This is a genomic window from Rhizobium sp. CFBP 13726, from assembly GCF_014841925.1.
Lineage (GTDB): Bacteria > Pseudomonadota > Alphaproteobacteria > Rhizobiales > Rhizobiaceae > Neorhizobium > Neorhizobium soli.
In genome coordinates, this window is the sequence record NZ_JACYUU010000001.1 from 491,562 (window position 1) to 516,443 (window position 24,882).

Consider the following 24,882-nt stretch of genomic DNA (forward strand, 5'->3'; position numbering starts at 1 on the left):
AAATCCCATCGAAAAAGCTGTTGAAAAGAGGTTTTCACCGCCCGCGTTTAGTTACCGGTTAATCTTAACCAAAACCTGTGTTTTGCGTTTTGTCCATTCTGCCTAATATTAGAAATCACTGATGAAGAGTGGGAGGCAGGGTCATGGACGTAAGAACGACCTTCGTGGGAAAGCCGCTTGATCCGGGTGAGCTGGAACGGCTGGCGCGAATATACAACGTCGCGCGCTGGATGACCGGTCGCTCCAGGCACGATCCGTCCGCCGCAAGGCTGGCGGCCATGGCAATCCGCTTCTACCAGCTCGGCGTGCGCGACGACGATGTTCTTCTCGAAAAGGTGCTGAGCACCCATTCGGCTCTCACGAGCAACTGAGATGTCCGAACGGCGTGCGCCCTAATTTCGGGTTCCCGCCCACACGCGTGACAACGTCTTGCGCGCCAGGAATGCGGTGACGGCAACCGCAACAAGGATTACGCCGAGGGCTGCGAGCATGTGGACATGCAGTCTCAAACGTCCAAACAGCGCTTCGACCGCGTTGCCGAACAGGTACCCGATCGCCGTTATCCCGACGCCCCAGACGAATGCGGCGATGAGATTGAGAAAGAAAAAGCGAAGAGGCGAGATGCCGGAAAGTCCGATCATCAAGGGACTGACGGTGCGGATGCCGTAGATGAAACGGAACGAGAGGATGAAGCCCGTCGGATGCGCAGCAAGCAGGGTGCGGACGCGTTCTGCAGCCTTTACCCGCATCATCCGCTGGACGATTGCCAAGCGGTTGGCGTGGCGGCCCGCAAAAAACAGCGCCTGGTCAGCGATCAGCGATCCCAAGAACGCACCCGCCGCGGCCTGCCAGTAGGGCATGAGGCCGCGGTGGGAAATCACGCCGCCGAGAAACGCTGCCGTCTCGCCCTCGACAGCCGCTCCCAGAAAGACGGCCACCGGTCCATACTCACCGATCAACTGTTCCAGGCTCATGACTAGATTCCCCCAAACATCCGGGCTGTCGGTCTATTCGGTTATTCCGGCAATCTGAAATCGACGAACCGGTTTTCGCGCACCACGAACATGCGGCCGCTGTCGGTAAGCTCTGGCGAGGCGAGGAAGAGGATCTTCTGCGCCACCTCTGAAGGATGCGGCAGTGTCTCCGGATCTTCGCCAGGCACGGCCTGCGCCCGCATCGCGGTCCTCGTGGCGCCCGGGTTGACCATGTTGACCTTGAGCGTCGTGTGGGTGTTTTCCGCAGCCCAGATGCGGCCCATGGTTTCCACAGCCGATTTCGAGATCGCGTAGGCACCCCAGAAGGCCGGCGCCTTGGCAGCAGCGCCCGACGAGAAGAGCAGGGCACGACCGGCATCGGAGCGCACAAGCAGCGGCTCCACCGATCGGATCAGCCGCCACATCGAGGTGACATTGGTCAGCATCACCTTTTCGAACACTTTCGCCTCGATATGCCCGAGCGGCGAAATTGTACCAAGGATGCCGGCATTGGCGACAAGGATGTCGAGCTTGCCCCACCGTTCGAAGATCGAGGCACCGAGGCGGTCGATCGCCTCCATGTCGGTCAGATCAAACGGCACGAGCGTTGCCGAACCACCGACGGCCTTGATCGCGTCGTCCAGCTCTTCCAGCCCGCCGACGGTGCGAGCGGTGGCAATCACATGCGCGCCGGCCTTTGCCAGCTCCAGTGCCGTGAAGTAACCGATGCCGCGCGAGGCGCCGGTCACCAGCGCAATCCTACCCTTCAAGTCGATCGTCATTGTTCCATCCCTGCCAGTCGCGACCAAAAAAGAAGGCCGCGTTCCCGCAGCCTTCTAAAACGTTCATGATCGATTGAAAACCATTCAGCCGTTGCTGGCCAGAAGCGACACCTTGCGGCCGACCGCTTCACCGTCCTTGTCGAGTAGACGCGTCGGGTAGTCGCCGGTGAAATAATGGTCGGTGAACTGCGGCCGTGCACCGTTGCGGTCTTCGCCGCCGACAGCGCGGTAAAGCCCGTTGATCGACAGGAATTCGAGCGAGTCCGCGCCGATATATTTGCACATCGCTTCGAGGCTGTCGTACTGGTTGGCCAGCAGCTTTTCACGGTCCGGCGTGTCGATGCCGTAGAAATCGGGATAGTAGATCATCGGGCTTGCGACGCGCAGGTGAACTTCCTTGGCGCCGGCATCGCGGATCATCTGGACGATCTTCAGAGACGTGGTGCCGCGCACGACCGAATCGTCGACCAGCACGACGCGCTTGCCCTCGATCATCGCCCGGTTGGCCGAATGCTTCAGCTTCACACCGAAAGCGCGGATCTGCTGAGTGGGCTCGATGAAGGTGCGACCGACATAATGGTTGCGGATGATGCCGTATTCGAACGGAATGCCGCTCTCCTGGGCGTACCCAAGAGCTGCCGGCGTGCCGCCATCGGGAACCGGCACGACGACATCAGCTTCGACAGGCGCTTCCTTGGCGAGGTTGATGCCCATGTTCTTGCGCGCCACATAGACCGAGCGACCGCCGACAACGGAATCGGGACGAGCGAAATAGACGTATTCGAACAGGCAGAGCCGTTCCGGCTGGCCATTGCCGGCCTTGCGGGCATCGATCGAGATCGAGCCGTCTGACTGGATCTCGCAGATGATCACTTCGCCGTTTTCGACGTCGCGGATGAATTTTGCACCGATGATGTCGAGCGCGCAGGTTTCAGAGGCAAACACAGGCTTGCCGTCGAGTTCGCCCATCACGAGGGGACGAATGCCGGTCGGATCACGCGCCGCGATCAGCTTGGTGCGGGTGATGGCAAGCATCGAATAACCGCCTTCCATCTGCCTGATGGCATCGATGAAGCGGTCTGCGGTGGAGGAGTAGCGCGAGCGCGCGATGAGGTGAAGGACGACTTCCGTGTCGGATGTCGACTGACAGATGGCGCCGCCGGCGATCAATTGCCGGCGCAGCGTGAGACCGTTGGTGAAATTGCCGTTGTGGGCAATCGCGATACCGCCGACTTCCAGTTCCGCAAACAGCGGCTGGACGTTGCGAAGAGCGACTTCGCCGGTTGTTGAATAGCGGTTGTGGCCGATCGAGATATTGCCGGGAAGCTTCGCGAGCGTGACCGGGTCGGTATAGTGATCGCCGACCAGGCCCATCCGGCGCTCCGAATGGAAGCGCAAACCGTCGAACGAGACGATACCGGCGGCTTCCTGACCGCGATGCTGCAGGGCATGCAGGCCGAGCGCCGTCAGCGTTGCCGCATCCGGGTGGCCGAGGACGCCAAAGACGCCGCATTCTTCATGAAGGGTGTCTTCGTCCCATACGTTGGAGCGGTTGACATCGAATGTTTGCGATCCCGGCTGCTGCATCTGGCCGTACCCTTTCAGGAAAAATGGAAAGGCTGGCCGGGGGAGATTTCCCCCGGAGACCAGCCCGTCTATCATCAGATTTCGAATGTTACCACAAATGGTGATGGTGTGCGCTGCATCAAGCGCAACACAGCGTCAATTATTTGTAACCGGTGCATCTTCGGCCGGCGTCTGGTCGGTACCAACAGCGCCATCCACAGGTGCTTCTTCCTTGCCGAGGATACGGGCCCGGATCTGCGGCTCGATATCGGCTGGCAGCACGGCTTCGAGGCGTCCGACCAGCGTATCGAGGAACGGCTTCGACTTGGCGTTGGTGACCCAGGTCGGCTGGGCACTTTCAGCGACCAGCCAGTTCCAGAAGGCAACGGCCACGACGAGAAGCAGGATGCCGCGGGCAGCTCCGAACAGGAAGCCGAGCGTGCGGTCGAGCGCACCGATGCGGCTGTCGATGATGAAGTCGGCAATTCTGGATGTGATGAAGGAGATGATGATCAGCGCCACGAGGAAGATGACGCCCGCCGAACCGGCAATGGCGATGCGGTGATCGGATGTGTACTTTTCCGCGTAAGGGACAAGCAGCGGGTAGAGATAGTAGGCGGCGGCAATGGCGCCGGCCCAGCTTGCGATCGACAGGACTTCGCGGGAGAAACCGCGAACCATAGCAAGCACGGCCGAAAACAGGGTGACGCCGATGACAATACCGTCAAAGATGGTGATGGGCATGTAAACTCTACTCCAGAACCTGCCGTTGCATGCCTGCCGTCTTGGTGAAGCCAATGTGGGCCAGCCGTTTTCGTGCCTAGATGAGGGCGGAGTTTCCAGCCTGATCCAGAGCGTCGAGCGCGTGTCTTACATCAGCCGTGGCGTTAACGGAAGATCAATCATCTTCCTCCTGCTTCCCCAGTTTTTTGACCGAACCGGCGATGCGCGACACCAAATCCGGCAGGTCCTCGATCATCGTCCAGCGGGCGCTGGAACCCTTCGGCAGCTCGGCGGATGTGGCGGGCAGCATGGCACCGGAAAAGCCGAGCTTTTCCGCTTCCTTCAGGCGCTGCGCCGTCTGCGAGACGGGACGCACCGCGCCGGAAAGACTGATCTCTCCGAAGAACACATGGTCGGCCGGAAGAGCGATGCCGGCAAGTGAAGAAACGAGCGCGGAGGCAATCGCCATATCGGCGGCCGGCTCCGAAATGCGGTAGCCGCCGGCAACGTTCAAATAGACGTCGTGCTGTCCGAGCCGCACGCCGCAATGGGCTTCGAGAACCGCAAGGATCATCGCGAGACGCGAAGAATCCCAGCCGACCACCGCGCGGCGCGGCGTGCCGAGCGAGGTGGCAGCCACCAGCGCCTGAACCTCGACCAGAACCGGCCGTGTGCCTTCCATACCGGCAAAGACCGCGGCCCCCGGAGATTTGGCATTGCGTTCGCCGAGAAACAGTTCCGACGGGTTGGTGACCTCGCGCAGACCCTTGTCGGACATTTCGAACACGCCGATCTCGTCGGTCGGGCCAAAGCGGTTTTTCACCGTGCGCAGGATGCGGTAATGATGGCCCCGGTCACCCTCGAAATAAAGCACGGCATCGACCATGTGCTCGACCACCCGCGGACCGGCAATCTGGCCTTCCTTGGTGACGTGGCCGACCAGAACCATGGCGGCACCCGTCTGCTTGGCAAAGCGGATCATCGCCTGCACGCCGGTGCGCACCTGGGTGACGGTTCCTGGCGCCGAATCGGCCGTATCGCTCCACAGCGTCTGGATCGAATCGATGATCACGAGATCCGGCCGCTTGCCTTCCGACACCGTGGCGAGAATGTCCTCGACATTGGTTTCGGCCGCCAGAAGCACTTCCGTATCGGCAGCACCCAGCCGCTGGGCCCGAAGGCGAACCTGAGCGACGGCTTCTTCGCCGGATACATAGATGATGCGATGACCGCGACGCGAAAGGGCGGCTGCCGCCTGCATCAGAAGCGTCGACTTGCCGATGCCCGGATCGCCGCCGATCAGCACCGCCGACCCGCGCACAAAGCCGCCGCCGGTGGCACGGTCGAGTTCGGAAATGCCGGTATGGATGCGCGGTGCTTCCTCGGTTTCACCGGAAAGAGCCGTCAGCGTCACGGCGCGGCCCTTTTTCGGCACCTTGCCAGGCCCGGAGCCGATGCCGCCCATCGGATCTTCCTCGACGATCGTATTCCACTCGCCGCAGCCTTCGCACTTGCCCGCCCAGCGGCTATGCACCGTGCCGCAGTTCTGGCACACGAATTGAGTTTTAGGTTTTGCCATGAGATCAGGTTTCGTCAGTCTTGAAGAGGTCGGGATGAAGGTTTTGGTGGCCGTGCAGGACCCGGACGATGCGGACAGCCGTTTCCGTTCGGCGGAAGTAGATCCAGCGCTTGCGGTATGGGAGTGCTTTGAGACCGGGTGAGAGATTATCGCGCGGCGAACCTGGAAAACCGGTGAAGGCAATCCACGCAGCTTTTCGAGTAAGATCTCGGACGAAGTGGCCGGCCGCGACCGGATCGTCGATGGCGATGTACAGGAATATGTCGAGGAGATCATGATCGGCCAGCGGGAAGTAAATCAGCTCTTTCGGTTCAATATCCGCGTCCCCCGTTCGATGATCGAATCCGCGTGTGTGTCGGCATTGTCGAAACGCACGAACTCGCCTCTCTCCAGCTGGGCATCCGCCTCGGCGATCATCGTCCTCAAGAGCTCGTCTTCGCTTCCAAGACGGCTTAGTCCCGCCGCGACGACATCCTCAGCGCTTTCATAAGCGCCCGTCTTCACCTGCTCTTCGATAAACGCCAGAGCCTCGTCATTGAGATGGATCTCGGTCATTTCGATCTCCTTTTGTTCTCATTTAGCACGAAGATATCGCCCGCGAAAGAGGGGGATCTCCGCATGCGCTTCCGCTCTCACTCGTCGGCGTAAAGATACCGCCGCTCGTATCGCAGGCCAAGGCTGGTGAGGAGTTCGTAGCCGATCGTGCCGGCCGCGCGCGCGACGTCGTCGAGCGGCATGTTGGGACCGAACAGCTCGATATAGTCGCCAGTGCGGATATCGCGTTCCGGCACATCGGTAATGTCGAAGATCGTCAGGTCCATGGTGACGCGGCCGACGACCGGCACGCGGTGGCCGGCGATGAAGCCCAAACCGCCTTCGTGAATGCTGTCGCGGATCGGAACGCCGGAGCCGGACAGCGACCGCTTGTAGCCATCCGCATAGCCCGCCGCGACGATCGCCAGCCGGCTGTTGCGGGTCAGGCGGTGTGTGCCGCCATAGCTGACGGTTTCGCCGGTCTTGGCGCTGCGGATCTGGATGATGCGCGCCTCGGCCTTGGCGACCGGCCGCATCGGATTGCTGACGCCACCGACAGCCTCGCCGCCATAGACGGCAATTCCTGGGCGCGTGAGGTCGAAATGGTATTCGGAGCCGAGCATGATACCGGAAGACGCCGCAAGACTTGCAGGAATGCCTTCATAAGCCGCCGCAACCTTCTGGAATGATTCAAGCTGCTGGCGGTTGAAGGACGAGGAGGGCGTATCGGCGCTGTGCAGATGCGACAGCACGAGGACGGGCGAGAAACTCGCAGGCCGCGACACGTCGTCGGCAAAAGCGAGCGCGTCCTCGAGCGGAATGCCGAGCCGGTTGAAGCCGGTATCGATATGCAGCGCGCAAGGATGATCGCCGTGTTCTGCGGTCACCGCCATCCAGAAGCTGAGCTGTTCTTCGGAGACGAGAACCGGAACCAGTCCATGTTCGTAGAACGTCGCTTCCTGGCCGGGCCAGACGCCTGACAGCACATAGATCCGGGCATCGGGCGCATAGGTTCGAAGCGTCACACCTTCCTGAACCACGGCCACGAAAAAATCGCGCGCGCCGGCCTCGTAAAGCGCCGTACCGCAATCCTCGAGACCCAGCCCATAGGCATCCGCCTTGACCACGGCCGCAGTCGAGGCATTGCCGGAGAGATCAGCCATCTCCCGCCAGTTGTCGGCAAGCGCTACGAGATCGATGGTCAGCCGGGCAGGGGCGATATCGAATTCGTCGAAAGGCAGGGCGTCGTCGTCGAAATCTGTCATGAGCGCTCAGCAGAATGGATCGGATCGACGCCAATCCTTACCCGTTTCCACGGCCGGAAAAAGACGTACGGGCGAGATTTTGCGCGCTGCACGCTTTTTTTCAAACATTCCAAGCAATCCGATAAAAAAAGACACATCCACAACGTATTAATTCAGTGTTCAGATTGTATTGTGTATCAGATTTACTGTTCAATTAATTGAATTTCCCCGCGTCATTGGGCAGGGGGAGGGTGGAAATATATTTCGGGAGACTAATGTGAAAAATGTACTTTCAATCATATTGGCAGCAAGCTTTCTTGCTTCCGGCGCGTCTGCAGCCTTGGCGCAGACGAAGGGCGACTGGGTTCTAGGCAACTATAAGGGCGCTGGTTACTGGTTTCCGGGTGTCATCGAAAAGATCGGCGGCGGCAGCGTTACCATCCGCTACGATGACGGTGACCGGGAAACGGTGGCTTCAAGCGCGGTGCGGCCGTACGACTGGATGATCGGCATGAAGGTCGAATGCAACTACAAGGGCGCCGGCGACTGGTACCCGGGCAAGATCACCGCGCTGGCAGGCGAGAAAATCGGGATCGCCTATGATGACGGCGACAAGGAAAGCACCCGGACCGGACGCTGCCGGACCCAGTAGTCGATCAGCGACCCTAAACTGGTCAATGCCGGCCGCTTTGCGGCGGCGGGCATTGACCATCTTATCACAGAGACTTGTGCCGCAATGAGCTCATCAATGCTCTTCGTATTGCGTGAAGCTTGGTTCGGCCAGATCTGCAAACCGCGTGAATTCCGCCTGGAAGGCGAGCTTGACGGTGCCGGTTGGTCCGTGGCGCTGCTTGGCGATGATGACGTCGGCCGTCCCCTTCACCTTGTCCATCAGCTGTTCCCATTCCGGGTATTTCGGATCGGCCATATCGCGCGGCTCTGAGTTCTTGACGTAATATTCCTCGCGGAACACGAAAAGAACCACGTCGGCGTCCTGCTCGATCGAGCCCGATTCGCGAAGGTCGGAAAGCTGCGGGCGCTTGTCCTCGCGGCTTTCCACCTGGCGCGAAAGCTGCGACAGCGCGATGATGGGAACGTTGAGCTCCTTGCCGAGCGCCTTCAGGCCCGTGGTGATCTGGGTGATTTCCTGAACGCGGTTCTCGCCGGATTTACCTGAACCCGTCATCAGCTGGATATAGTCGACCACGAGGCAGTCGAGGCCACGTTGGCGCTTGAGGCGGCGGGCGCGGGCAGACAGCTGCGCAATCGAGATACCACCGGTCTGGTCGATGAACAGCGGCACTTTCTGCATCATCTGTGAGCAGGCGACGAGCTTTTCGAAATCGGCCTCGGTGATATCGCCGCGGCGAATTTTTGACGAGGACACTTCGGTCTGTTCGGAGATGATACGGGTCGCCAGCTGCTCGGACGACATTTCGAGCGAATAGAAACCGACGACGCCGCCATTCTTGGCTTTCATCGATCCGTCCGGCTGGACCTCCGGCTCGTACGATGCGGCGATATTGTAGGCGATGTTGGTGGCAAGAGAGGTCTTGCCCATGCCGGGACGACCGGCAAGCACGATCAAGTCGGACCGCTGCAACCCGCCCATCTTGCCGTCCAGCGACATGATGCCGGTGGAAATGCCCGACAGATGGCCGTCGCGCTCGAAGGCCTGGCCGGCCATGTCGATCGCCAGCGCCACCGCGTCGTTGAACGACTGGAAGCCACCGTCGTAGCGGCCGTTTTCGGCAAGCTCGAACAGGCGACGCTCGGTATCTTCGATCTGGCTCTGCGGCGGCATGTCGAGCGGCGCGTCATAGGCGATGTTGACGACGTCCTCGCCGATGGTGATTAGCGCCCGGCGCAGCGCCAGATCGTAGATCGCCCGGCCGTAGTCCTCGGCATTGATGATTGACACGGCTTCGGCAGCGAGACGGGCGAGATACTGCGCCACCGTCATGTCGCCGACCTTCTCGTCCGCGGGCACGAAATTCTTGATGGTGACCGGGTTGGCGGTCTTGCCCATGCGGATGATGTCGCCCGCCACTTCGAAGATCTTGCGGTGCAGCGGCTCGTAGAGATGGGTCGGCTTTAGGAAGTCGGAGACGCGGTAATAGGCGTCGTTGTTGACGAGGATCGCACCCAGCAGCGCCTGCTCGGCTTCGATGTTGTTGGGAGCCTCACGGTAGTGCGGCGCTGCATCCTTGTTGCTCAGCGATGCGATGTTGCGCGCGACTTCGTTCATGATCTCTGTCCGTCCTGTCCGTCGAAGCTGCCGGTTCTACTGGTAAATGCGCCGTGCTGAAACCGGCCTTTTGCCCCAGCGGCTTTTCCACAGCTATCCACAGCGCCATTTTGCCGGTGCCAGAAAGAACGCAGTGAAACGATGAATCCGGTTGACTGTGTTTCGCTGCGACTCAGTCACTGGTCGCATCAGTATAGCCCCAAGGAGACAAAAAAAACGCCCAGGCTGATGACCCGGGCGTTTCTCGAACTGGTTAGACGATGACGGCCTATTCGTCGTCTTCGGCGTTGCCGTCTGCGTCCGGATCGAAGAAGTCTTCCGGACGAAGCGCGTCTTCGTCGACGCCGTAGATGGCGTCAGCCGAGGTGAGGCTTTCGCCCTTGGCCTGGCGCTCGGCTTCTTCAGCGGAACGGGCAACGTTGACAGCGATTTCGGTTTCAACTTCCGAATGCAGGTGCAGAACGACCTTGTGGAGGCCGATTGCCTTGATCGGGGTGTTGAGATCGACCTGGTTGCGGCCGACGTTGAAGCCTTCGGCAGCCAGTGCCTCAAGGATGTCGCGGGCAGCAACCGAACCGTAGAGCTGGCCGGTTTCGCCAGCCGAGCGGACGATCACGAAGGTCTTGCCGTCGAGCGCGTCGGCAACGGTCTGGGCTTCGCCCTTGCGCTCCAGGTTACGGGCTTCGAGCGTTGCACGCTCGGATTCGAAGCGCTTCTTGTTGGCTTCGTTGGCGCGCAGCGCCTTGCCCTGCGGCAGAAGGAAGTTACGGGCAAAGCCGTCCTTGACCTTTACCGTTTCGCCCATCTGGCCAAGCTTGGCCACGCGTTCAAGCAGAATGACTTGCATGTTGTGGTTCCTTTCAAGTTTCAATTCGTAGGTGGTTCGTCACTGCCGTCTGCGGATTTTGCAGGCGTCAGGGCAATGGTGCGCCGTGTGTCGGAAAGACCCAGCACGACAATGGCGATCGCCGGCAGGATAAGCATCGACGACAGGTAGCAGAGGACGAGAACCGGCAGGCGCCAGTCCTTGTCGCGTGTCCGAAAGTGAAGCGAGGCATAGCCCGCCATGAGAAAGCCGGCGCCGAATGTGCCGCAGACGACCGCGCCGATCATCGCCGGAGCGCCGCCGAAGAAAGTCATCACGGTGCCAGCGAGAAAGATGAAGATGGCATTGCGGTTCATGCGCAGCGCCGACGGCATGTCCTCACGCGGGCGAACCGCACGGCCGGAGCGGGACACGACGCGTACCGCGATATAGAAGGCCGCAAACAGCAGCGTCACCCAGATGCCGCCCTGAAACATCGGCAGCATCAGCACCAGCAGCGACTTGGTCTGGGAAAGGCTCGCGACATCGGGGGCGAGGGTGGGCTCCTGCGCCTGAAGCGCTGTCGTCATCGCATCGACCATCTGATCGATCAGTTCAGGACCGTAGCCGATCGCAAAGCCGAGCGCGATCACGGCGATCGTGACGAGGCCGCAGAGATGCAGCAGAATGTCGGAAATCGGGTACCAGGCCATCAGATTGTCCGGGCCGCCGAGTTCGGAGGCGGGACGGGCAAGATTGGCAAGATGCGACAACCAGCCGGCGGGGATCAGCGTGAACACTGCCATGGCAAGCGCAAACATCGGCGACACGAGAAGTGCACCAAGTACGCCTGCGGTGACGACACCGACGATGGCGGCGCGATTGCCCCAGCCAAGGCCGGCAATCAGGATGGGAAGAGCGGAGGCGGCATAGAGAATGGAGGCAAACGACGACTGTGCGCTCGCACCCATGACAAGCACGGTGGCGATAACACCGGCAAGGATACCGGTCGGCAGCACTGTCTGGAACTTGTTCGTCACTTTGTCTCGCTGTCCTGCCACATCAAGCAGTTAGGGGATAGGCCGGGACGGATGTCGCAATGGCCTTGATCCCCAACATGGGTTTTGGTTTTGCCGATCCGCGCCCAACGCGGAAGGGGAGCTGGACCCGCCGGCATTAGAGCCGGCAGGTCCGATATCAGATTACGACAGAACGTAAGGCAGCAGGCCGAGGAAGCGGGCGCGCTTGATGGCCTGGGCCAGTTCGCGCTGCTTCTTCTGGGAAACGGCCGTGATACGCGAAGGTACGATCTTGCCGCGCTCGGAAATGTAGCGCTGCAGAAGACGAACGTCCTTGTAGTCGATCCGCGGTGCATTCGCGCCCGAGAACGGGCAGGTCTTGCGACGGCGGTGGAACGGACGGCGTGCCGCGGAGGAGGATGAGTCAGCCATTGGTGTTTTCTCCTTCGAACCGATTAAGCGTCACGTGGCGGGCGCGGTGCGCGCTCGAAACCACCTTCACGCGGGGGACGATCGCCGAAATCGCGGCGCGGGCCACGATCGCCGAAGTCGCGGCGAGGACCACGGTCGTCACCATCACGGCGCGGACGGTCGTCACGATCGCGCTTCTGCATCATTGCAGACGCACCTTCTTCGTGCTTCTCGACGGCAAGCGTCATGTAGCGAAGAACGTCTTCGTTGATGCGCATCTGGCGTTCCATCTCGTGCACGGCAGCTGCCGGTGCGTCGATGTCCATAAGGGCGTAATGCGCCTTGCGGTTCTTCTTGATGCGGTATGTGAGGGACTTGAGGCCCCAGTTTTCTACGCGCCCGACTTTGCCGCCATTTGCTTCGAGGACACCCTTGTACTGTTCTACGAGGGCATCAACCTGCTGTGCGGACATATCCTGTCGAGCAAGGAATACGTGTTCATAAAGAGCCATGTAAGCTTTGCCTTTCTTGCGGTTGTTTTGTCACCCGGGTTCGGCGGCTAAGCCTCAACGACTGCTCTTGGAATGGGACGAGCCCAGGCAAGAAAAGCTGTTGTATCGAGACGGTCGAGAGCGGAGACACGGGAGGCCGGAACGCTTTTCGTTCCTACGGCCGCTCACGCGACCTACCCTCCGTTCAGCCACCAGCCAGAAGACCGGGTGTTTCGAACAAGGCGGCTTATACGGATTTTTGACGATAAGGCAAGGGGGAGGGGTTCGACGCTCGCAAAAATAGTTAAATGGACTTCATGTCACCTTGGGTTGTAATTTGGGTTCGGGTCAATTCGACCCTTTGCCAAGAGGAGCAGGAGGCATGGCTAAGCTCGATACTATTTTGAATACTACCATCACCTGGAAAAATTGGACGTCGGATGCGGATCTTCTTTCGCTTTTGTCGGACCTGCAGGCCAACATCCTGAAGGGGCACGGCAGAGATCATACCAAGAATGTCTTTCTCAGTTTCGCTGGCATGAAGTCTGATGCGGTCGCGGGCCTGCTGCGGGATCTTTCGTTCGTGACGACATCCGCGCTGACGCAACTGCGCGAGGCAGAAGCATTCAAGGCAACGAAACTCGGCGGCGGAACAGTCGTCAGCGTCTTCCTCAGCGCAAAAGGGTATGCAGCCCTTGGCTTGCCGGATGCCAACATTCCCGCCGATGCCTCATTCAGGGCCGGGATGCGGAACCGCGGACGGCTCAATCCGATGCCGCTTCCGTTTGCCGGTCCTCCAATCAATGATCCGGAAAAGGAGCACTGGGAAAAGGGTGAGGCTTGGGACAGCGCCAAGGACGACCCCGACGCCATGGTTCTGATTGCAGACGAACAGGCCTCACTTGTGGGCAATTCCTACAGCGCGTTGCAGAAGGTTTTCGCAAAGCACGGCGCAACGGTTCTGGGTTCGGACATCGGCCTGGCGCAGAGGCGCAAGCAGGCGGGCGGCGATGTTCGAGGCGAAGGCATCGAGCATTTCGGCTATGTCGATGGCATCAGCCAGCCATTGTTTCTGACCGAAGACTTCCTCGACAACAATGGAATGCCCAAACCTCGTGGCAAATGGGACGAGGAGTTCAAGGCCTCCCAGTTTGTCGTATCGGATCCGGGCAATCCCACGACATTCTCATGCGGCAGCTATTTCGTCTACCGCAAGCTCGAGCAGAACGTGAAGCTGTCCAAGCAGAGGGAACGTCTGCTTGCGCAGTCGGTGGATCCACAGAACCCCGATGAGGACCGCGCGGGTGCGATGGTTGTCGGTCGCTTCGAGGACGGAACACCGGCACTGCAGAGCGGTCCAGTGGCGGGCGCGCCAACCAATGACTTCGACTACACACTCGACCCGGTCGGGCTGAAATGTCCCGTTCGAGCGCATGTCAGGAAGACCAATCCGCGCACGCCGGGCGACGAATTCGAGCGCTCGCATATCATGGCGCGCCGAGGCATAACCTATGGCGATCGGGCACCCGATTTTTCAGATGAGCCAGACAAGGGAGTCGGTCTTATTTTCATGGCTTACATGGCCGACGTCAATCAGCAGTTCGAGTTCACCCAGAGTGCCTGGGCGAACAATACGTCGTTTCCATTCCAGCCGGCGGTTCCGGCGAAGAAAGGTGTCGATTTCATCATCAGCCAGGTCGCAAACAGTGGCGATCCGTCCGAAAAGGAATGGATCGATGGCCATAGTCAGCCACAAAAGGTCGGCGTGATGGATTTCGTGCAGACGGTGACCTTGATGGGCGGCGAGTACTTCTTCGCTCCATCGATCAGCTTCCTTCAGTCGGCACCATCCTTGATCGCAAACCCGCCGGCTGAGTTGTCGTAAAATAGCCGAGCGATTGAGCGGCGACAGAGATATATCCGGCGGCCGGGACTTATCGTTCCGGCCACCTTTATGCTGACCTACCGCGCCGCCCGGCTTTTCCAGTATCGCACCACTGCAATCACGGCGAGCAGAACGGCGAGCGGAAATCCAGCCTCCGCCACGAAGGTCCGGTCCGCCCTGACCTGGTCGCGCATGGCGATCCAGGCGATCGAGCTGACGATGCAGTTCTCGTTCGTGTCGGATATCTCGGTAATCGGCAGCTGACCGCATTGCGCGGCTGCGACCAGATAGGCCTCGTGGAACGGGCTTCCGGGCCTTGGAATGTCGATCATGGCTTGTCCTCCGCCGGAAGAAATAGCGCAAGTTTGCGGATGACGACAGCGTGTTTCAGCCGGTCATCCGCAATCGTTAGCGACCTCAGATCGGCATCGGATAGTCGCGATAGACCGCGGCGATCTCTCTCAGAACCTCATCCGACAGCGTCACGTCAGCAGCTGCAATGTCCGTTTTCAATTGGTCCATCGTCGTTGCACCGATGATGACGGAGGCCATAAAGGGGCGCGTCAGGCAGAAGGCGAGCGCCATCTGAGACGGGTCGAGGCCGTGTTTCTTGGCGATGTCGAGATAGGCCTTGACCGCCGGCTCCTGCCGCGGCTGAAGGCGACCGCCGAGATCCTGGTTGATCGAGCCGCGCGAGCCTTCAGGTCGTGCACCGCCCTGATATTTGCCGGAAAGCAGCCCGGCTGCGAGCGGTGAATAGGCGAGCAGGCCGACATCCTCGTGATGGGACATTTCTGCAAGATCCAGATCGAACTGGCGGTAGAGAAGATTGTATTCGTTCTGCAGCGTCGCGACGCGGGGCAGGCCCTTCTCCTCCGCCACATCGAGATAGCGCATCGTGCCCCAGGTGCTTTCGTTCGAAAGCCCGATCGCGCGGATCTTGCCCTCCTTCACCAGTTCGCCGAGCGTTTCGAGTTTTTCCAGAAAACTCGTGCGTGCCTGTTCGCGATCCTGTTTCGACGCATCGAACTTCCAGGAATTGCGGAAGTGGAACGTGCCGCGGTTCGGCCAGTGGATCTGGTAGAGGTCGAGGTAATCCGTCTTGAGGCGCAAGAGGCTTGCGTCGAGTGCTTCACGGATCGTCTCGCGTGTAATCGGGCGGCCGTCGCGAATGTAGGAGCGACCGCTGCCGGCGATCTTGGAGGCGAGGATCAGGTCCTGTCTCTTGCCGCTCTTTTGCAGCCAGGTGCCGATGATCGTTTCCGTGTCACCGTAGGTTTCGGCACCCGGAGGCGTCGTCGGGTAGAGTTCGGCCGTATCAAAGAAGTTGATGCCGTTGTCGAAGGCATAGTCCATCTGTTCATGGGCTTCGGCCTCGGAATTCTGCGTTCCCCAGGTCATCGTGCCCAGGCAAATCTCCGAAACGGAGAGGTCGGTGCGGCCCAGTTTATTGTATTTCATAAAGATCGATCCCGTCTGAAAAAGTGGCCGGACTTTAGATCGGATTTGACGCAGTGCAAGAGCAGATCGGTGCCGGTTTCGCGCGTCGGTAGCGTAAAATTTATCAAGAGTTTGCTGGACGGGAGAGAATTTTTTCCAACTTGTTCCCGATACGGCAATTTTGCGGCCGGATTTGCGTCTGGCGCAGAACAAATTTTTGGAGGGCATGTTGAATGGTCGATAACGCGACGCAGCATAAGACGACACAATACGACGACAAGGGGTTTCCTGACGCCGGCGAACCGCCGAAGACGGGTCGATGGAAACTGATCGGTCCCGGTATCGTGGTTGCCGTTACCGGCGTCGGCGCAGGCGATCTGATCGCCACGCTGATTGCCGGCTCGCGTTTCGGCTATGCGCTACTCTGGGCAGCGGTCATTGGCTGTATCGTCAAGATTGCGCTTGCCGAGGGATCGGCCCGCTATCACCTCGCTACCGGTTCGACCATGCTCGACGGCTGGCGGTCGCTCGGCAAATGGACGAGCTGGTACTTTGGCATCTACATCATGATCTGGGGCTTCGTGTACGGCGCTACCGCCATGAGCGCGACGGCACTGCCGCTGGCGGCTCTCTTCCCGTTCCTGCCGCTCTGGGCCTGGGCCATGATCTCAGGCCTCGTCTGCGCGGCCTTCGTTGCCTTCAACAACTACGAAGTCTTCGAGACCGTGATGAAGGTCTTCATCGCCATCATGTTCACCATCGTCGTCGGTATCGCGATTCTTGTTGTGCCTGATGTCGGCAATGCGCTGACCGGTCTGATCCCGACCATCCCCGAGGGCTCGGCCATCTATACGCTCGGCCTGATCGGTGGCGTCGGCGGAACCATCACTATGGCGTCCTACGGCTACTGGGTGAACGCCAAGGGATGGCGCACACCGTCCTGGATGGGCGTCATGCGTCTCGACAACCGTGTTGCCTACATCATGACCGGCATTTTCGTGATCGCCATGCTGATCGTCGGTGCCGAGCTTCTCTACACCGCGCAGATCGCGCTCTCGACCGGCGACCGCGGGCTGCTCGATCTCGATGCGGTGCTCCAGGAACGGTTTGGTCCGTTTGTCGCAAAGGCCTTCCTGGTGGGTTTCTTTGCCACCACGATCTCCTCTATCCTCGGCGTCTGGCATGGCGTGTCGCTGCTGTTTGCGGATTTTGTCCGCACCGTGCGTGGCGAAACCAGTGGCTCGCGGCAGGGACTGGAAAAGACGCCGGCCTTCAAGTTCTACCTGTTCTGGCTGACGATCCCGCCGATGACGCTGTTGTGGTTCGGCCGCCCGTTCACGCTCGTCATCATCTATGGCGCGCTCGGAGCCTTCTTCATGCCTTTCCTGGCGGTCACGTTGATCTGGCTGCTGAACTCAGCCCGCGTCCCGAAGGAATGGCGCAATGGCTGGCTGTCCAACGGTCTGCTCGGCTCAGCAGCACTCCTGTTCGTCGTCCTTTGCGTCAACGAGATCATCAGCCTGATTTCGGGCTGATAACAGGGGGTAAGCACCGGCCAAAATCGGGGTAAATGCCCGAAACCCTTGACTTGCAAGGCGGGAATGTGAATGGAAAGGGCAAAAATAGGGAAAGGAAACGACCTTATGAGTAGTCCGGCGAGCAGTATCGCATTCACATTCCCGGGTCAGGGAAGCCAGGCCGTCGGCATGGGCAAGGAACTGGCCGAGGCCTTTCCCGAAGCCCGTGCCGTGTTCGATGAAGTCGACGAGGCGCTCGGCCAGAAACTGTCCGAAACAATGTGGAACGGGCCGGAAGAAACGTTGACGCTGACCGCCAACGCGCAGCCGGCCCTCATGGCCGTTTCCATCGCGACGATGCGCGTTCTCGAAGCTCGCGGACTCGTTCTCGCCGACAAGGTCGGTTTCGTCGCCGGCCATTCGCTCGGCGAATATTCGGCTCTCTGTGCAGCCGGCACGTTCTCTCTGTCCGATACGGCAAGGCTCCTGCGCATTCGCGGTGACGCGATGCAGTCCGCCGTTCCGGTCGGTCAGGGCGCGATGGCTGCGATCATCGGCCTCGACCACGCCGATGTCGAAGCGATCTGCGTGGAGGCGAAGTCGGAAGGCGTGTGTCAGATCGCCAACGACAATGGCGGCGGCCAGCTGGTGATTTCCGGCTCCAAGCTTGCTGTCGAAAAGGCAGCGGCTCTGGCAACCGAAAAGGGTGCCAAGCGCGCGATCATGCTGCCGGTCTCTGCGCCCTTCCATAGCGACCTGATGGCGCCGGCGGCTGACGCCATGCGCCACGCGCTGGACGCGGTGCAGAAAATTGATCCGGTCGTGCCTGTCATCGCCAATGTGCGCGCAGCGCCGGTCACCGATGCGAATGAAATCGCAACACTGCTGGTGGCGCAGGTGACCGGACAGGTGCGCTGGCGCGAAACCGTCGAGTGGTTCGGCGCCAGTGGCGTGACGACGCTCTACGAAATTGGTTCCGGCAAGGTGCTCACGGGTCTTGCCCGCCGCATCGACAAGAATATCTCTGGCATAGCCCTCAACACCCCGGCCGATATTGACGCGGCGCTGGCTGCCATCCTCGGCTGAAGAGAAGGAATTCAACATGTTTGACCTGACCGGCCGCAAGGCCCTCGTCACCGGCGCCACCGGCGGCCTCGGCGAAGAAATCGCCCGCATGCTGCATGCGCAGGGCGCAACCGTCGGCCTGCACGGCACTCGCGTCGAGAAGCTGGAAGCACTCGCTGCCGAACTCGGCGATCGCGTCCACATCTTTCCGGCCAATCTTTCCGACCGCGCCGCGGTCAAGGCGCTCGGTGAAAAGGCGGAAGCGGAACTCGGCGGCGTTGACATTCTCGTCAACAATGCGGGCATCACCAAGGACGGACTGTTCGTGCGCATGAGCGACGAGGACTGGGACGCAGTCCTTGAAGTCAACCTGACCTCCGTGTTCCGCCTGACCCGCGAGCTGACCCATCCGATGATGCGCCGTCGCTTCGGCCGCATTATCAACATCACCTCGATCGTCGGCGTCACCGGCAATCCGGGCCAGGCCAACTATTGCGCCTCCAAGGCCGGCATGATCGGCTTCTCGAAGTCGCTGGCGCAGGAAATCGCCACGCGCAACGTGACGGTCAACTGCGTCGCGCCAGGCTTTATCGAGAGCGCCATGACCGGCAAGCTGAACGACAAGCAGAAAGACGCCATCATGGGTGCCATTCCGATGAAGCGGATGGGCGCCGGATCCGACATTGCCGCCGCTGTTCTTTACCTCGCTTCGAATGAAGCGGGATATGTGACTGGACAGACCTTGCATATCAATGGCGGTATGGCGATGATCTGATCCGGGGCACGGGCGCAGCAAATCCGAGTAAAATCGGCTGTTGGCGGCTGTGCGGCGGAACAGATTCTGGCTTTGCGTAGCACGGAAACCGTGTTAAGCGGGCCTTGACTACACGAAGTCACCCCGAAATTCAGGGCGTCATAATGCGTGAGCATGTGACTGGAACCTGAAGAGGGGCGAAGGGGTTTGCCCGCATCGGCACCATGAAGTGCCGGCGGCAGGTATTAACAGGATACGGATGCCATTCAGGCATTCGAGAAGACAAAAGGTCGAGGAAACCGACATGAGCGATATCGCAGAACGCGTTAAGAAAATTGTTGTTGATCATCTCGGCGTCGACGCCGAAAAGGTTGTCGAAGGCGCTAGCTTCATCGACGACCTCGGCGCGGACTCGCTCGATACGGTCGAACTGGTCATGGCGTTCGAAGAAGAATTCGGCGTGGAAATTCCGGACGATGCAGCTGACTCGATCCTGACGGTCGGCGACGCTGTAAAGTTCATCGAAAAGGCTCAGGCCTGATCGAACCATATTCGGGACGCGCGCCTCGTTGCGAGGCCGCGATCTCTCATGACGGCCCGCTTGTTCGGGCCGTTTCAGCAACTAACTGACAATACTACTACAGGGTGGGGCACTGGCGATGAGGCGTGTCGTTATCACCGGTACCGGCATGGTATCTCCTCTGGGATGCGGAACGGAAGTCAGCTGGCAACGTCTGCTGGCCGGCGACAACGCCGCCCGGGTCGTGACCGAATTTGAAGTCGAAGATCTTCCGGCCAAAATCGCCTGCCGCATTCCGGTCGGCGACGGTTCCAACGGCACATTCAATGCCGACAACTGGATGGAGCCGAAAGAACAGCGCAAGATCGATCCATTTATTCTTTATGGTGTTGCCGCCGCCGACATGGCGCTGGCCGACGCCGGCTGGCACCCGCAGACCGACCAGGACCAGATCGAGACCGGTGTCCTGATCGGCTCCGGCATCGGTGGTCTCGAGGGTATCGTCGAGGCTGGCTACACTTTGCGAGACAAAGGCCCACGCCGCATCTCGCCGTTCTTCATTCCCGGCCGCCTGATCAACCTTGTCTCCGGACAGGTCTCGATCAAGCACAAGCTGCGCGGCCCGAACCATTCGGTCGTCACCGCCTGTTCCACCGGCGCACACGCGATTGGCGATGCCGCCCGGCTGATCATGCTGGGCGACGCGGAGGTCATGGTGGCCGGTGGTGCCGAATCACCCATCTGCCGGATCGCGCTGGCCGGCTTTGCTGCCTGCAAGGCGCTGTCGACCCTTCGCAACGACGACCCGCAAAGCGCCTCGCGCCCCTACGACCGCGACCGTGACGGTTTCGTGATGGGCGAGGGCGCCGGAATCGTCGTGCTGGAAGAGCTCGAACACGCCAAGGCGCGCGGTGCCAAGATTTACGCCGAAGTCGTCGGTTACGGCATGTCCGGCGATGCCTTCCACATCACCGCTCCTTCCGAAGACGGCGATGGTGCTTTCCGTTGCATGACGTCGGCCCTGAAGCGCGCTGGTCTTGGCGCATCCGACATCGACTACATCAACGCGCATGGCACATCGACCATGGCCGACACGATCGAACTCGGTGCTGTCGAACGCCTGGTTGGCGATGCGGCCTCCAAGGTCTCCATGTCGTCGACCAAGTCGGCAATCGGTCACCTTCTCGGTGCAGCCGGCGCTGTCGAAGCCATCTTCTCCGCACTGGCGATCCGTGACAATATCGCGCCGCCGACGCTGAACCTCGACAACCCTGATGTCGACACTGTGATCGATCTTGTTCCGCATACCGCGCGCAAGCGCGAAATCAACGTGGCTCTGTCGAACTCCTTTGGTTTCGGCGGTACCAACGCGTCTCTGGTGCTCAAGCGCTACGAAGCCTGACGCGCATTCGGCCTTCGCTTCTCGGCTGGACTTCGACAGTCCGGCCGATATCATTTTCCGAACCTGCTTTTTGCCGTATTGCTTGGCCAAACAGCCGGTTGAAAGTCCAGAGTCGAGGGGAAACGGTTGAGCGACATGAATTCATCGAATGATCAGCCGGGTTATGGCAGTGGAAACGGCCATGGCGGCAATGGCAACGGTACGAGCCGTGGTCCGATCATTCCGAAATCGCCGAACGAGGCCCTGAAGCCCGAACGGGTGCCGGAACCGCCGCGTCGCTCCAAGAAGGCGCGCAGCCAGCTGGTGATCTTCCTGAACTTCGTTATGACGATGGTCGTGCTCGTCTGCATCGTGGTGATCGGCGGCCTGTATTACATGATCCGAACGTTTCAGGATCCGGGCCCGCTGGAGACGAACGCCCACTTCATGGTCCGTCCCGGCAACGGCCTGGCGGAGATTGCCAACAATCTCGAGCGCAACGGCGTCGTGTCCGACGCGCGCGTGTTCCGCTACGTGACCGCGACCTATCTGCGCGGCGGCGAGACGCTGAAGGCCGGCGAATACGACATCAAGGCGAAGGCTTCGATGAAGGACGTGATGGAGACGCTGATCTCCGGCAAGTCCATCCTCTATTCCGTCGTCTTCCCGGAAGGCCTGACCGTGCGCCAGATGATGCTGCGTCTGAACGAGGATGCGGTTTTGGAAGGCGACATGCCGGCTGAGCTTCCCGCCGAAGGCAGCCTGCGGCCCGATACCTACAAGTTCTCGCGCGGCACCAAGAGGTCGGAAATCCTCTCGCAGATGCATGCCGCTCAGCAGAAGACGATCGACCAGATCTGGGAAAAGCGCGACCCCGACCTGCCGGTCAAGACCAAGGCAGAGTTCGTGGTGCTGGCCTCGATCGTCGAGAAGGAAACCGGCAAGGACGACGAGCGCGCCCATGTCGCCTCGGTCTTCATCAACCGGCTGAACAAGGGGATGCGGCTGCAGTCTGACCCGACCATTGTCTACGGCATCTTCGGCGGTGAGGGCAAACCGTCCGATCGGCCGATCTACAAGTCCGATCTGACCAAGCAGACGCCCTACAATACCTATCAGATCAAGGGCCTGCCGCCGACGCCGATCTCCAACCCCGGCCGCGCCGCACTCGAGGCGGTTGCCAATCCGTGGCGCACCAACGATCTCTATTTCGTGGCAGACGGTACCGGCGGGCACGTGTTTGCAGCCACACTGGAAGAGCACAATGCCAACGTACGTCGCTGGCGCCGGATCGAGGCCGAACGGTCAACCGGCAATGCGGCAGCCCGCGGTGAAGAAGTGGTCGATGGCCAGCCGGATGGCGACGACGCCGAAAAGCCACCGAAAAGCAACTGACGCCTTGCCTCTGGGGAAGGCAGTCCGGAGAAGCGTATGAGCCTGCCGTCTAACCCGAAATCCCTGCAGTCGATGACCGGCTTTGCCCGCAGCGAAGGAACAAGCGGCCGCAATCGCTTTGCCTGGGAACTGCGCTCGGTCAACGGCAAGGGGCTCGACATGCGATTGCGGCTGCCCTCCGGCGTTGATCGTCTTGAGCAGGATGTCCGCAAGCGGATTTCCGAACAGTTTTCGCGCGGCAATCTGCAGGTGGCGCTGTCGCTCTCGACCGACGACGCAAAGGTGGAAGCGGTGCTGAACCGCGATGCACTGGCCGCCGTGATGGCGCTCCGTGCTGAACTGGGCGATCTGGTCGATTCGGCACCGCTGCGTCTCGACACGTTGCTTGGCATCCGTGGTCTCGTCGAGATCCGCGAGGCCGAGGATGACGAACAGGCGGTGACGGCGCGCGACGCCGCCATCCTGAACTGTCTCGGCGACGCGCTTTTCAAACTTGAAGAGATGCGCGAGCACGAAGGGTCGGCACTGCGGGACATTCTCACCCGCCATGTGGACCGCATCGCCGAACTGACGACGCTGGTGGAGAAGGACCCGTCCCGCTCGCCGGAAGAGATTGCCAAGAAGCTTTCCACGCAGCTCGCCGCCTTGATGGCGGAGGCGCCGACCCTCGACCGCGACAGGCTTTATGGCGAGGCAGCACTGCTTGCGACCCGCGCCGATCTGCGCGAAGAGATCGACCGGCTGAAGGCCCATGTCGTCGCAGCCCGCGAGCTTCTGCAGACGGGCGGGCCTGCCGGGCGCCGTCTCGACTTCCTTGCACAGGAATTTAACCGGGAATCGAATACGATCTGTTCCAAATCCAACGCCGCTGCTGTAACGGCAGCAGGACTGGAACTGAAAGTCGTGATCGACCAGTTCCGCGAACAGGTTCAGAATCTGGAGTGACACGACCATGAGCCCGGCCCCCTCGACACCGAAAACCTCGTCGCCCTCGAAGATGAAGACGACGATCGCGCGCCGGGGATTGATGCTGGTCCTGTCGTCGCCGTCAGGCGCCGGCAAGTCCACCATCGCCGGCAATCTCTTGCGCGGCGACCACAGCCTCGAGATTTCGGTCAGTGTCACCACCCGCGCCAAGCGCCCGAGCGAGATCGCCGACACCCATTACCACTTTATCACCGTGCCGCAGTTCGAGCGCATGCGCGATGCCGACGACCTCCTGGAATGGGCCGAGGTGCATGGCAATTTCTACGGCACGCCGCGCGAGCCGGTCGAAAAGGCGATGGCCGAGGGACGCGACATGCTGTTCGACATCGACTGGCAAGGCGCACTTCAGCTGCAGGAAAAGATGAAGGCGGACGTCGTCTCGATCTTCGTGCTGCCGCCAACCATGACCGAGCTGCAGTCACGCCTGCACCGCCGCGCCGAAGACAGCGAAGACGTGATCCGCACCCGGCTTGCCAATTCCCGCTCGGAAATCGAGCGCTGGCGCGAATACGACTACGTCATCGTCAACGACGATCTCGACGAAGCCTTCCACAACGTCAGCTGCATCGTCAACGCCGAACGCGTCCGCCGCGACCGCAGACACGGCCTGTTCGAGTTCGTGAGCAACTTGCTGACCGAAGAGCCCGCGCTGTAGGTTTTAGTGGTACGGGGCGCTGCGGTTAGGTGCTCCCCGGAATTGCTCTACCTTTCCAAGCCATATGTGACGCGCTTTACTGCATCGCGTGCCTGCTGGATGGTGTCGACGATGGATGTGACCGATCGCACGGGGTTCCCGTCCGGGCCGAGATATATCAGGCTGTCAAATTTATAGCGGCAACCTGATCTTTCGATCTGGCCTGCCACCTCGGCGACCGTCTCGGGAGATGTGAGGAGAAGCATTTCCAGATTGGTACGATCTGGCACGCAAGCCGTGCCGCCATCCTTTGGCATCGGCTGAAGAGCGTCATTGAGATAGTAGATCACCCCAATCAGATTCTCGCCCCGACCCACTGCATGTGGCGTGCCCCATACCGAAGCAAGCTCTCCCAGCCACTCCTGCAGTGAAGGAAGGCGTGCGTTTTCTTCTTTTGGCTTGATGTCGAACCTAATCGCATAGAGTTCGGAACTAGTGAGAGGTGAAGTGAGAAAGAGAGAATAGGTGCGGTTGAAGGCGCGCTTTGCTGTTCTATCGGCAATCAGCACGCTTTGGAGATAGGGGATTTTCGAGCCCGACGGCAATGCCACGTCTCGCCGAACATTGATAAGCGTTTCTCTTCGGACCAGAGGCCAGCCCGGCAAGCGTTCTTGGGCAACCTGCTCCAGATCCTTAGCACTCATGCCAAATCTGAATTCCTGAAGCGGCAAGAAAAGGTGCACAAGCGAATCGGGCAAGACCTCCTTCGAAGGAGCGGACCATGCGTGGGCACTCACACCAAGATAGAATAGGCAGATGAGGACGAAGAGGGTGTTGCGCACCGAGGTTGTGTTCCTGTTCGATTGCTTGGAGTGCGGACGCAGCGTCTCATGAGCAGGGCACGTGTCCAATGAAAATCAAAGCGGAG

27 protein-coding genes are annotated in these 24,882 nt (G+C 60.3%); 11 read left to right on the forward strand and 16 right to left on the reverse strand.

What is annotated here, in order from left to right:
- The first annotated feature begins 143 nt into the window (after positions 1-143).
- Complete coding sequence (locus tag IFT66_RS02400) at positions 144-371, forward strand: hypothetical protein (RefSeq protein WP_062453357.1); 228 nt, start codon at positions 144-146, stop codon at positions 369-371.
- 21 nt (positions 372-392) lie between these two features.
- Here the strand turns inward: IFT66_RS02400 and IFT66_RS02405 are convergent, their stop codons facing one another.
- The 8 genes from IFT66_RS02405 to alr all read right to left on the reverse strand — a co-directional run bounded on the left by IFT66_RS02405 (position 393) and on the right by alr (position 7,423).
- Entirely contained in the window at positions 393-974 is a 582-nt protein-coding gene (locus IFT66_RS02405) for a DedA family protein (RefSeq protein WP_192076694.1), read from the reverse strand.
- A gap of 41 nt (positions 975-1,015) precedes the next feature.
- On the reverse strand, positions 1,016-1,756 hold the full coding sequence (locus tag IFT66_RS02410; RefSeq protein WP_192076695.1) for an SDR family NAD(P)-dependent oxidoreductase: 741 nt from the start codon (positions 1,754-1,756) through the stop codon (positions 1,016-1,018).
- Between the two features lie 84 nt (positions 1,757-1,840).
- Positions 1,841-3,343 carry an amidophosphoribosyltransferase gene (gene purF, locus IFT66_RS02415; protein ID WP_192076696.1) on the reverse strand — a complete coding sequence of 501 codons (1,503 nt, stop codon included), beginning with the start codon at positions 3,341-3,343 and terminating at the stop codon, positions 1,841-1,843.
- Between the two features lie 135 nt (positions 3,344-3,478).
- Positions 3,479-4,066: a CvpA family protein gene (locus IFT66_RS02420; RefSeq protein WP_062579839.1), complete on the reverse strand. Its 588-nt coding sequence runs from the start codon at positions 4,064-4,066 to the stop codon at positions 3,479-3,481.
- Between the two features lie 154 nt (positions 4,067-4,220).
- Positions 4,221-5,624, reverse strand: coding sequence for a DNA repair protein RadA (gene radA / locus IFT66_RS02425; protein WP_062453352.1), 1,404 nt, complete (start codon positions 5,622-5,624; stop codon positions 4,221-4,223).
- A gap of 4 nt (positions 5,625-5,628) precedes the next feature.
- On the reverse strand, positions 5,629-5,940 hold the full coding sequence (locus IFT66_RS02430) for a type II toxin-antitoxin system RelE/ParE family toxin (RefSeq protein ID WP_342344754.1): 312 nt from the start codon (positions 5,938-5,940) through the stop codon (positions 5,629-5,631).
- Positions 5,922-6,179: a ribbon-helix-helix domain-containing protein gene (locus IFT66_RS02435; RefSeq protein ID WP_192076697.1), complete on the reverse strand. Its 258-nt coding sequence runs from the start codon at positions 6,177-6,179 to the stop codon at positions 5,922-5,924. Before IFT66_RS02435 ends, IFT66_RS02430 begins: the two co-directional genes overlap by 19 nt.
- 77 nt (positions 6,180-6,256) lie before the next feature.
- Positions 6,257-7,423, reverse strand: coding sequence for an alanine racemase (gene alr, locus IFT66_RS02440; RefSeq protein ID WP_192076698.1), 1,167 nt, complete (start codon positions 7,421-7,423; stop codon positions 6,257-6,259).
- Positions 7,424-7,679: 256 nt separating this feature from the next.
- On the opposite strand from alr, the gene IFT66_RS02445 reads away from it, so the two are divergent.
- On the forward strand, positions 7,680-8,054 hold the full coding sequence (locus tag IFT66_RS02445) for a tudor domain-containing protein (RefSeq protein WP_062579845.1): 375 nt from the start codon (positions 7,680-7,682) through the stop codon (positions 8,052-8,054).
- Between the two features lie 93 nt (positions 8,055-8,147).
- On the opposite strand, the gene IFT66_RS02450 is transcribed toward IFT66_RS02445, so the two are convergent.
- From IFT66_RS02450 to rpsF, 5 genes are all read right to left on the reverse strand, one after another.
- Complete coding sequence (locus IFT66_RS02450) at positions 8,148-9,650, reverse strand: replicative DNA helicase (RefSeq protein WP_062579847.1); 1,503 nt, start codon at positions 9,648-9,650, stop codon at positions 8,148-8,150.
- Between the two features lie 268 nt (positions 9,651-9,918).
- On the reverse strand, positions 9,919-10,497 hold the full coding sequence (gene rplI / locus IFT66_RS02455; protein ID WP_062579849.1) for a 50S ribosomal protein L9: 579 nt from the start codon (positions 10,495-10,497) through the stop codon (positions 9,919-9,921).
- Positions 10,498-10,517: 20 nt separating this feature from the next.
- Positions 10,518-11,495, reverse strand: coding sequence for a DUF2232 domain-containing protein (locus tag IFT66_RS02460; protein WP_192076699.1), 978 nt, complete (start codon positions 11,493-11,495; stop codon positions 10,518-10,520).
- A 162-nt stretch (positions 11,496-11,657) separates the two neighbouring features.
- Positions 11,658-11,906 carry a 30S ribosomal protein S18 gene (rpsR, locus tag IFT66_RS02465; protein ID WP_062453345.1) on the reverse strand — a complete coding sequence of 83 codons (249 nt, stop codon included), beginning with the start codon at positions 11,904-11,906 and terminating at the stop codon, positions 11,658-11,660.
- Between the two features lie 23 nt (positions 11,907-11,929).
- Positions 11,930-12,397, reverse strand: a complete 468-nt coding sequence (rpsF, locus tag IFT66_RS02470) for a 30S ribosomal protein S6 (RefSeq protein WP_062453344.1) — start codon at positions 12,395-12,397, stop codon at positions 11,930-11,932.
- 361 nt (positions 12,398-12,758) lie between these two features.
- Between rpsF and IFT66_RS02475 the strand changes: the two genes are divergently transcribed.
- Entirely contained in the window at positions 12,759-14,261 is a 1,503-nt protein-coding gene (locus IFT66_RS02475) for a Dyp-type peroxidase (RefSeq protein WP_192076700.1), read from the forward strand.
- Between the two features lie 77 nt (positions 14,262-14,338).
- Here the strand turns inward: IFT66_RS02475 and IFT66_RS02480 are convergent, their stop codons facing one another.
- On the reverse strand, positions 14,339-14,593 hold the full coding sequence (locus IFT66_RS02480; protein WP_062453342.1) for a hypothetical protein: 255 nt from the start codon (positions 14,591-14,593) through the stop codon (positions 14,339-14,341).
- Between the two features lie 85 nt (positions 14,594-14,678).
- Positions 14,679-15,722, reverse strand: coding sequence for an aldo/keto reductase (locus IFT66_RS02485; protein WP_192076701.1), 1,044 nt, complete (start codon positions 15,720-15,722; stop codon positions 14,679-14,681).
- Between the two features lie 212 nt (positions 15,723-15,934).
- On the opposite strand from IFT66_RS02485, the gene IFT66_RS02490 reads away from it, so the two are divergent.
- The 8 genes from IFT66_RS02490 (at position 15,935) to gmk (ending at position 23,975) form a co-directional block, all read left to right on the forward strand.
- Positions 15,935-17,236, forward strand: a complete 1,302-nt coding sequence (locus tag IFT66_RS02490; RefSeq protein ID WP_192076702.1) for an Nramp family divalent metal transporter — start codon at positions 15,935-15,937, stop codon at positions 17,234-17,236.
- A gap of 108 nt (positions 17,237-17,344) precedes the next feature.
- On the forward strand, positions 17,345-18,304 hold the full coding sequence (fabD, locus tag IFT66_RS02495; protein WP_192076703.1) for an ACP S-malonyltransferase: 960 nt from the start codon (positions 17,345-17,347) through the stop codon (positions 18,302-18,304).
- A 16-nt stretch (positions 18,305-18,320) separates the two neighbouring features.
- Positions 18,321-19,058: a 3-oxoacyl-[acyl-carrier-protein] reductase gene (gene fabG, locus IFT66_RS02500; protein ID WP_062453338.1), complete on the forward strand. Its 738-nt coding sequence runs from the start codon at positions 18,321-18,323 to the stop codon at positions 19,056-19,058.
- 283 nt (positions 19,059-19,341) lie between these two features.
- Entirely contained in the window at positions 19,342-19,578 is a 237-nt protein-coding gene (locus tag IFT66_RS02505; RefSeq protein ID WP_006727438.1) for an acyl carrier protein, read from the forward strand.
- Positions 19,579-19,696: 118 nt separating this feature from the next.
- Positions 19,697-20,959, forward strand: a complete 1,263-nt coding sequence (fabF, locus tag IFT66_RS02510) for a beta-ketoacyl-ACP synthase II (protein ID WP_062453337.1) — start codon at positions 19,697-19,699, stop codon at positions 20,957-20,959.
- Positions 20,960-21,094: 135 nt separating this feature from the next.
- The gene (gene mltG, locus IFT66_RS02515) at positions 21,095-22,333 is read left to right on the forward strand and encodes an endolytic transglycosylase MltG (RefSeq protein WP_192076704.1); all 1,239 of its coding nucleotides are present in this window, start codon (positions 21,095-21,097) and stop codon (positions 22,331-22,333) included.
- Positions 22,334-22,369: 36 nt separating this feature from the next.
- Positions 22,370-23,278 carry a YicC/YloC family endoribonuclease gene (locus IFT66_RS02520; protein WP_249406330.1) on the forward strand — a complete coding sequence of 303 codons (909 nt, stop codon included), beginning with the start codon at positions 22,370-22,372 and terminating at the stop codon, positions 23,276-23,278.
- A gap of 7 nt (positions 23,279-23,285) precedes the next feature.
- Positions 23,286-23,975, forward strand: coding sequence for a guanylate kinase (gene gmk, locus IFT66_RS02525; protein WP_249406331.1), 690 nt, complete (start codon positions 23,286-23,288; stop codon positions 23,973-23,975).
- A gap of 47 nt (positions 23,976-24,022) precedes the next feature.
- Here the strand turns inward: gmk and IFT66_RS02530 are convergent, their stop codons facing one another.
- Positions 24,023-24,796, reverse strand: a complete 774-nt coding sequence (locus IFT66_RS02530; protein WP_192076705.1) for a hypothetical protein — start codon at positions 24,794-24,796, stop codon at positions 24,023-24,025.
- Positions 24,797-24,882 lie beyond the last annotated feature (86 nt).

Excerpts from the sequence above, each read along its gene's own strand:
- IFT66_RS02410 (WP_192076695.1), bottom strand. The coding sequence starts at position 1,756 with ATGACGATCGACTTGAAGGGTAGGATTGCGCTGGTGACCGGCGCCTCG.
- IFT66_RS02490 (WP_192076702.1), top strand. The coding sequence starts at position 15,935 with ATGGTCGATAACGCGACGCAGCATAAGACGACACAATACGACGACAAG.
- rpsR (WP_062453345.1), bottom strand. The coding sequence starts at position 11,906 with ATGGCTGACTCATCCTCCTCCGCGGCACGCCGTCCGTTCCACCGCCGT.
- IFT66_RS02480 (WP_062453342.1), bottom strand. The coding sequence starts at position 14,593 with ATGATCGACATTCCAAGGCCCGGAAGCCCGTTCCACGAGGCCTATCTG.
- rpsF (WP_062453344.1), bottom strand. The coding sequence starts at position 12,397 with ATGGCTCTTTATGAACACGTATTCCTTGCTCGACAGGATATGTCCGCA.
- rplI (WP_062579849.1), bottom strand. The coding sequence starts at position 10,497 with ATGCAAGTCATTCTGCTTGAACGCGTGGCCAAGCTTGGCCAGATGGGC.
- IFT66_RS02520 (WP_249406330.1), top strand. The coding sequence starts at position 22,370 with ATGAGCCTGCCGTCTAACCCGAAATCCCTGCAGTCGATGACCGGCTTT.
- gmk (WP_249406331.1), top strand. The coding sequence starts at position 23,286 with ATGAGCCCGGCCCCCTCGACACCGAAAACCTCGTCGCCCTCGAAGATG.
- IFT66_RS02505 (WP_006727438.1), top strand. The coding sequence starts at position 19,342 with ATGAGCGATATCGCAGAACGCGTTAAGAAAATTGTTGTTGATCATCTC.
- IFT66_RS02420 (WP_062579839.1), bottom strand. The coding sequence starts at position 4,066 with ATGCCCATCACCATCTTTGACGGTATTGTCATCGGCGTCACCCTGTTT.
- radA (WP_062453352.1), bottom strand. The coding sequence starts at position 5,624 with ATGGCAAAACCTAAAACTCAATTCGTGTGCCAGAACTGCGGCACGGTG.
- mltG (WP_192076704.1), top strand. The coding sequence starts at position 21,095 with ATGAATTCATCGAATGATCAGCCGGGTTATGGCAGTGGAAACGGCCAT.
- IFT66_RS02450 (WP_062579847.1), bottom strand. The coding sequence starts at position 9,650 with ATGAACGAAGTCGCGCGCAACATCGCATCGCTGAGCAACAAGGATGCA.
- IFT66_RS02400 (WP_062453357.1), top strand. The coding sequence starts at position 144 with ATGGACGTAAGAACGACCTTCGTGGGAAAGCCGCTTGATCCGGGTGAG.
- fabD (WP_192076703.1), top strand. The coding sequence starts at position 17,345 with ATGAGTAGTCCGGCGAGCAGTATCGCATTCACATTCCCGGGTCAGGGA.
- alr (WP_192076698.1), bottom strand. The coding sequence starts at position 7,423 with ATGACAGATTTCGACGACGACGCCCTGCCTTTCGACGAATTCGATATC.
- purF (WP_192076696.1), bottom strand. The coding sequence starts at position 3,343 with ATGCAGCAGCCGGGATCGCAAACATTCGATGTCAACCGCTCCAACGTA.
- IFT66_RS02475 (WP_192076700.1), top strand. The coding sequence starts at position 12,759 with ATGGCTAAGCTCGATACTATTTTGAATACTACCATCACCTGGAAAAAT.
- IFT66_RS02435 (WP_192076697.1), bottom strand. The coding sequence starts at position 6,179 with ATGACCGAGATCCATCTCAATGACGAGGCTCTGGCGTTTATCGAAGAG.
- fabF (WP_062453337.1), top strand. The coding sequence starts at position 19,697 with ATGAGGCGTGTCGTTATCACCGGTACCGGCATGGTATCTCCTCTGGGA.
- IFT66_RS02485 (WP_192076701.1), bottom strand. The coding sequence starts at position 15,722 with ATGAAATACAATAAACTGGGCCGCACCGACCTCTCCGTTTCGGAGATT.
- IFT66_RS02405 (WP_192076694.1), bottom strand. The coding sequence starts at position 974 with ATGAGCCTGGAACAGTTGATCGGTGAGTATGGACCGGTGGCCGTCTTT.
- fabG (WP_062453338.1), top strand. The coding sequence starts at position 18,321 with ATGTTTGACCTGACCGGCCGCAAGGCCCTCGTCACCGGCGCCACCGGC.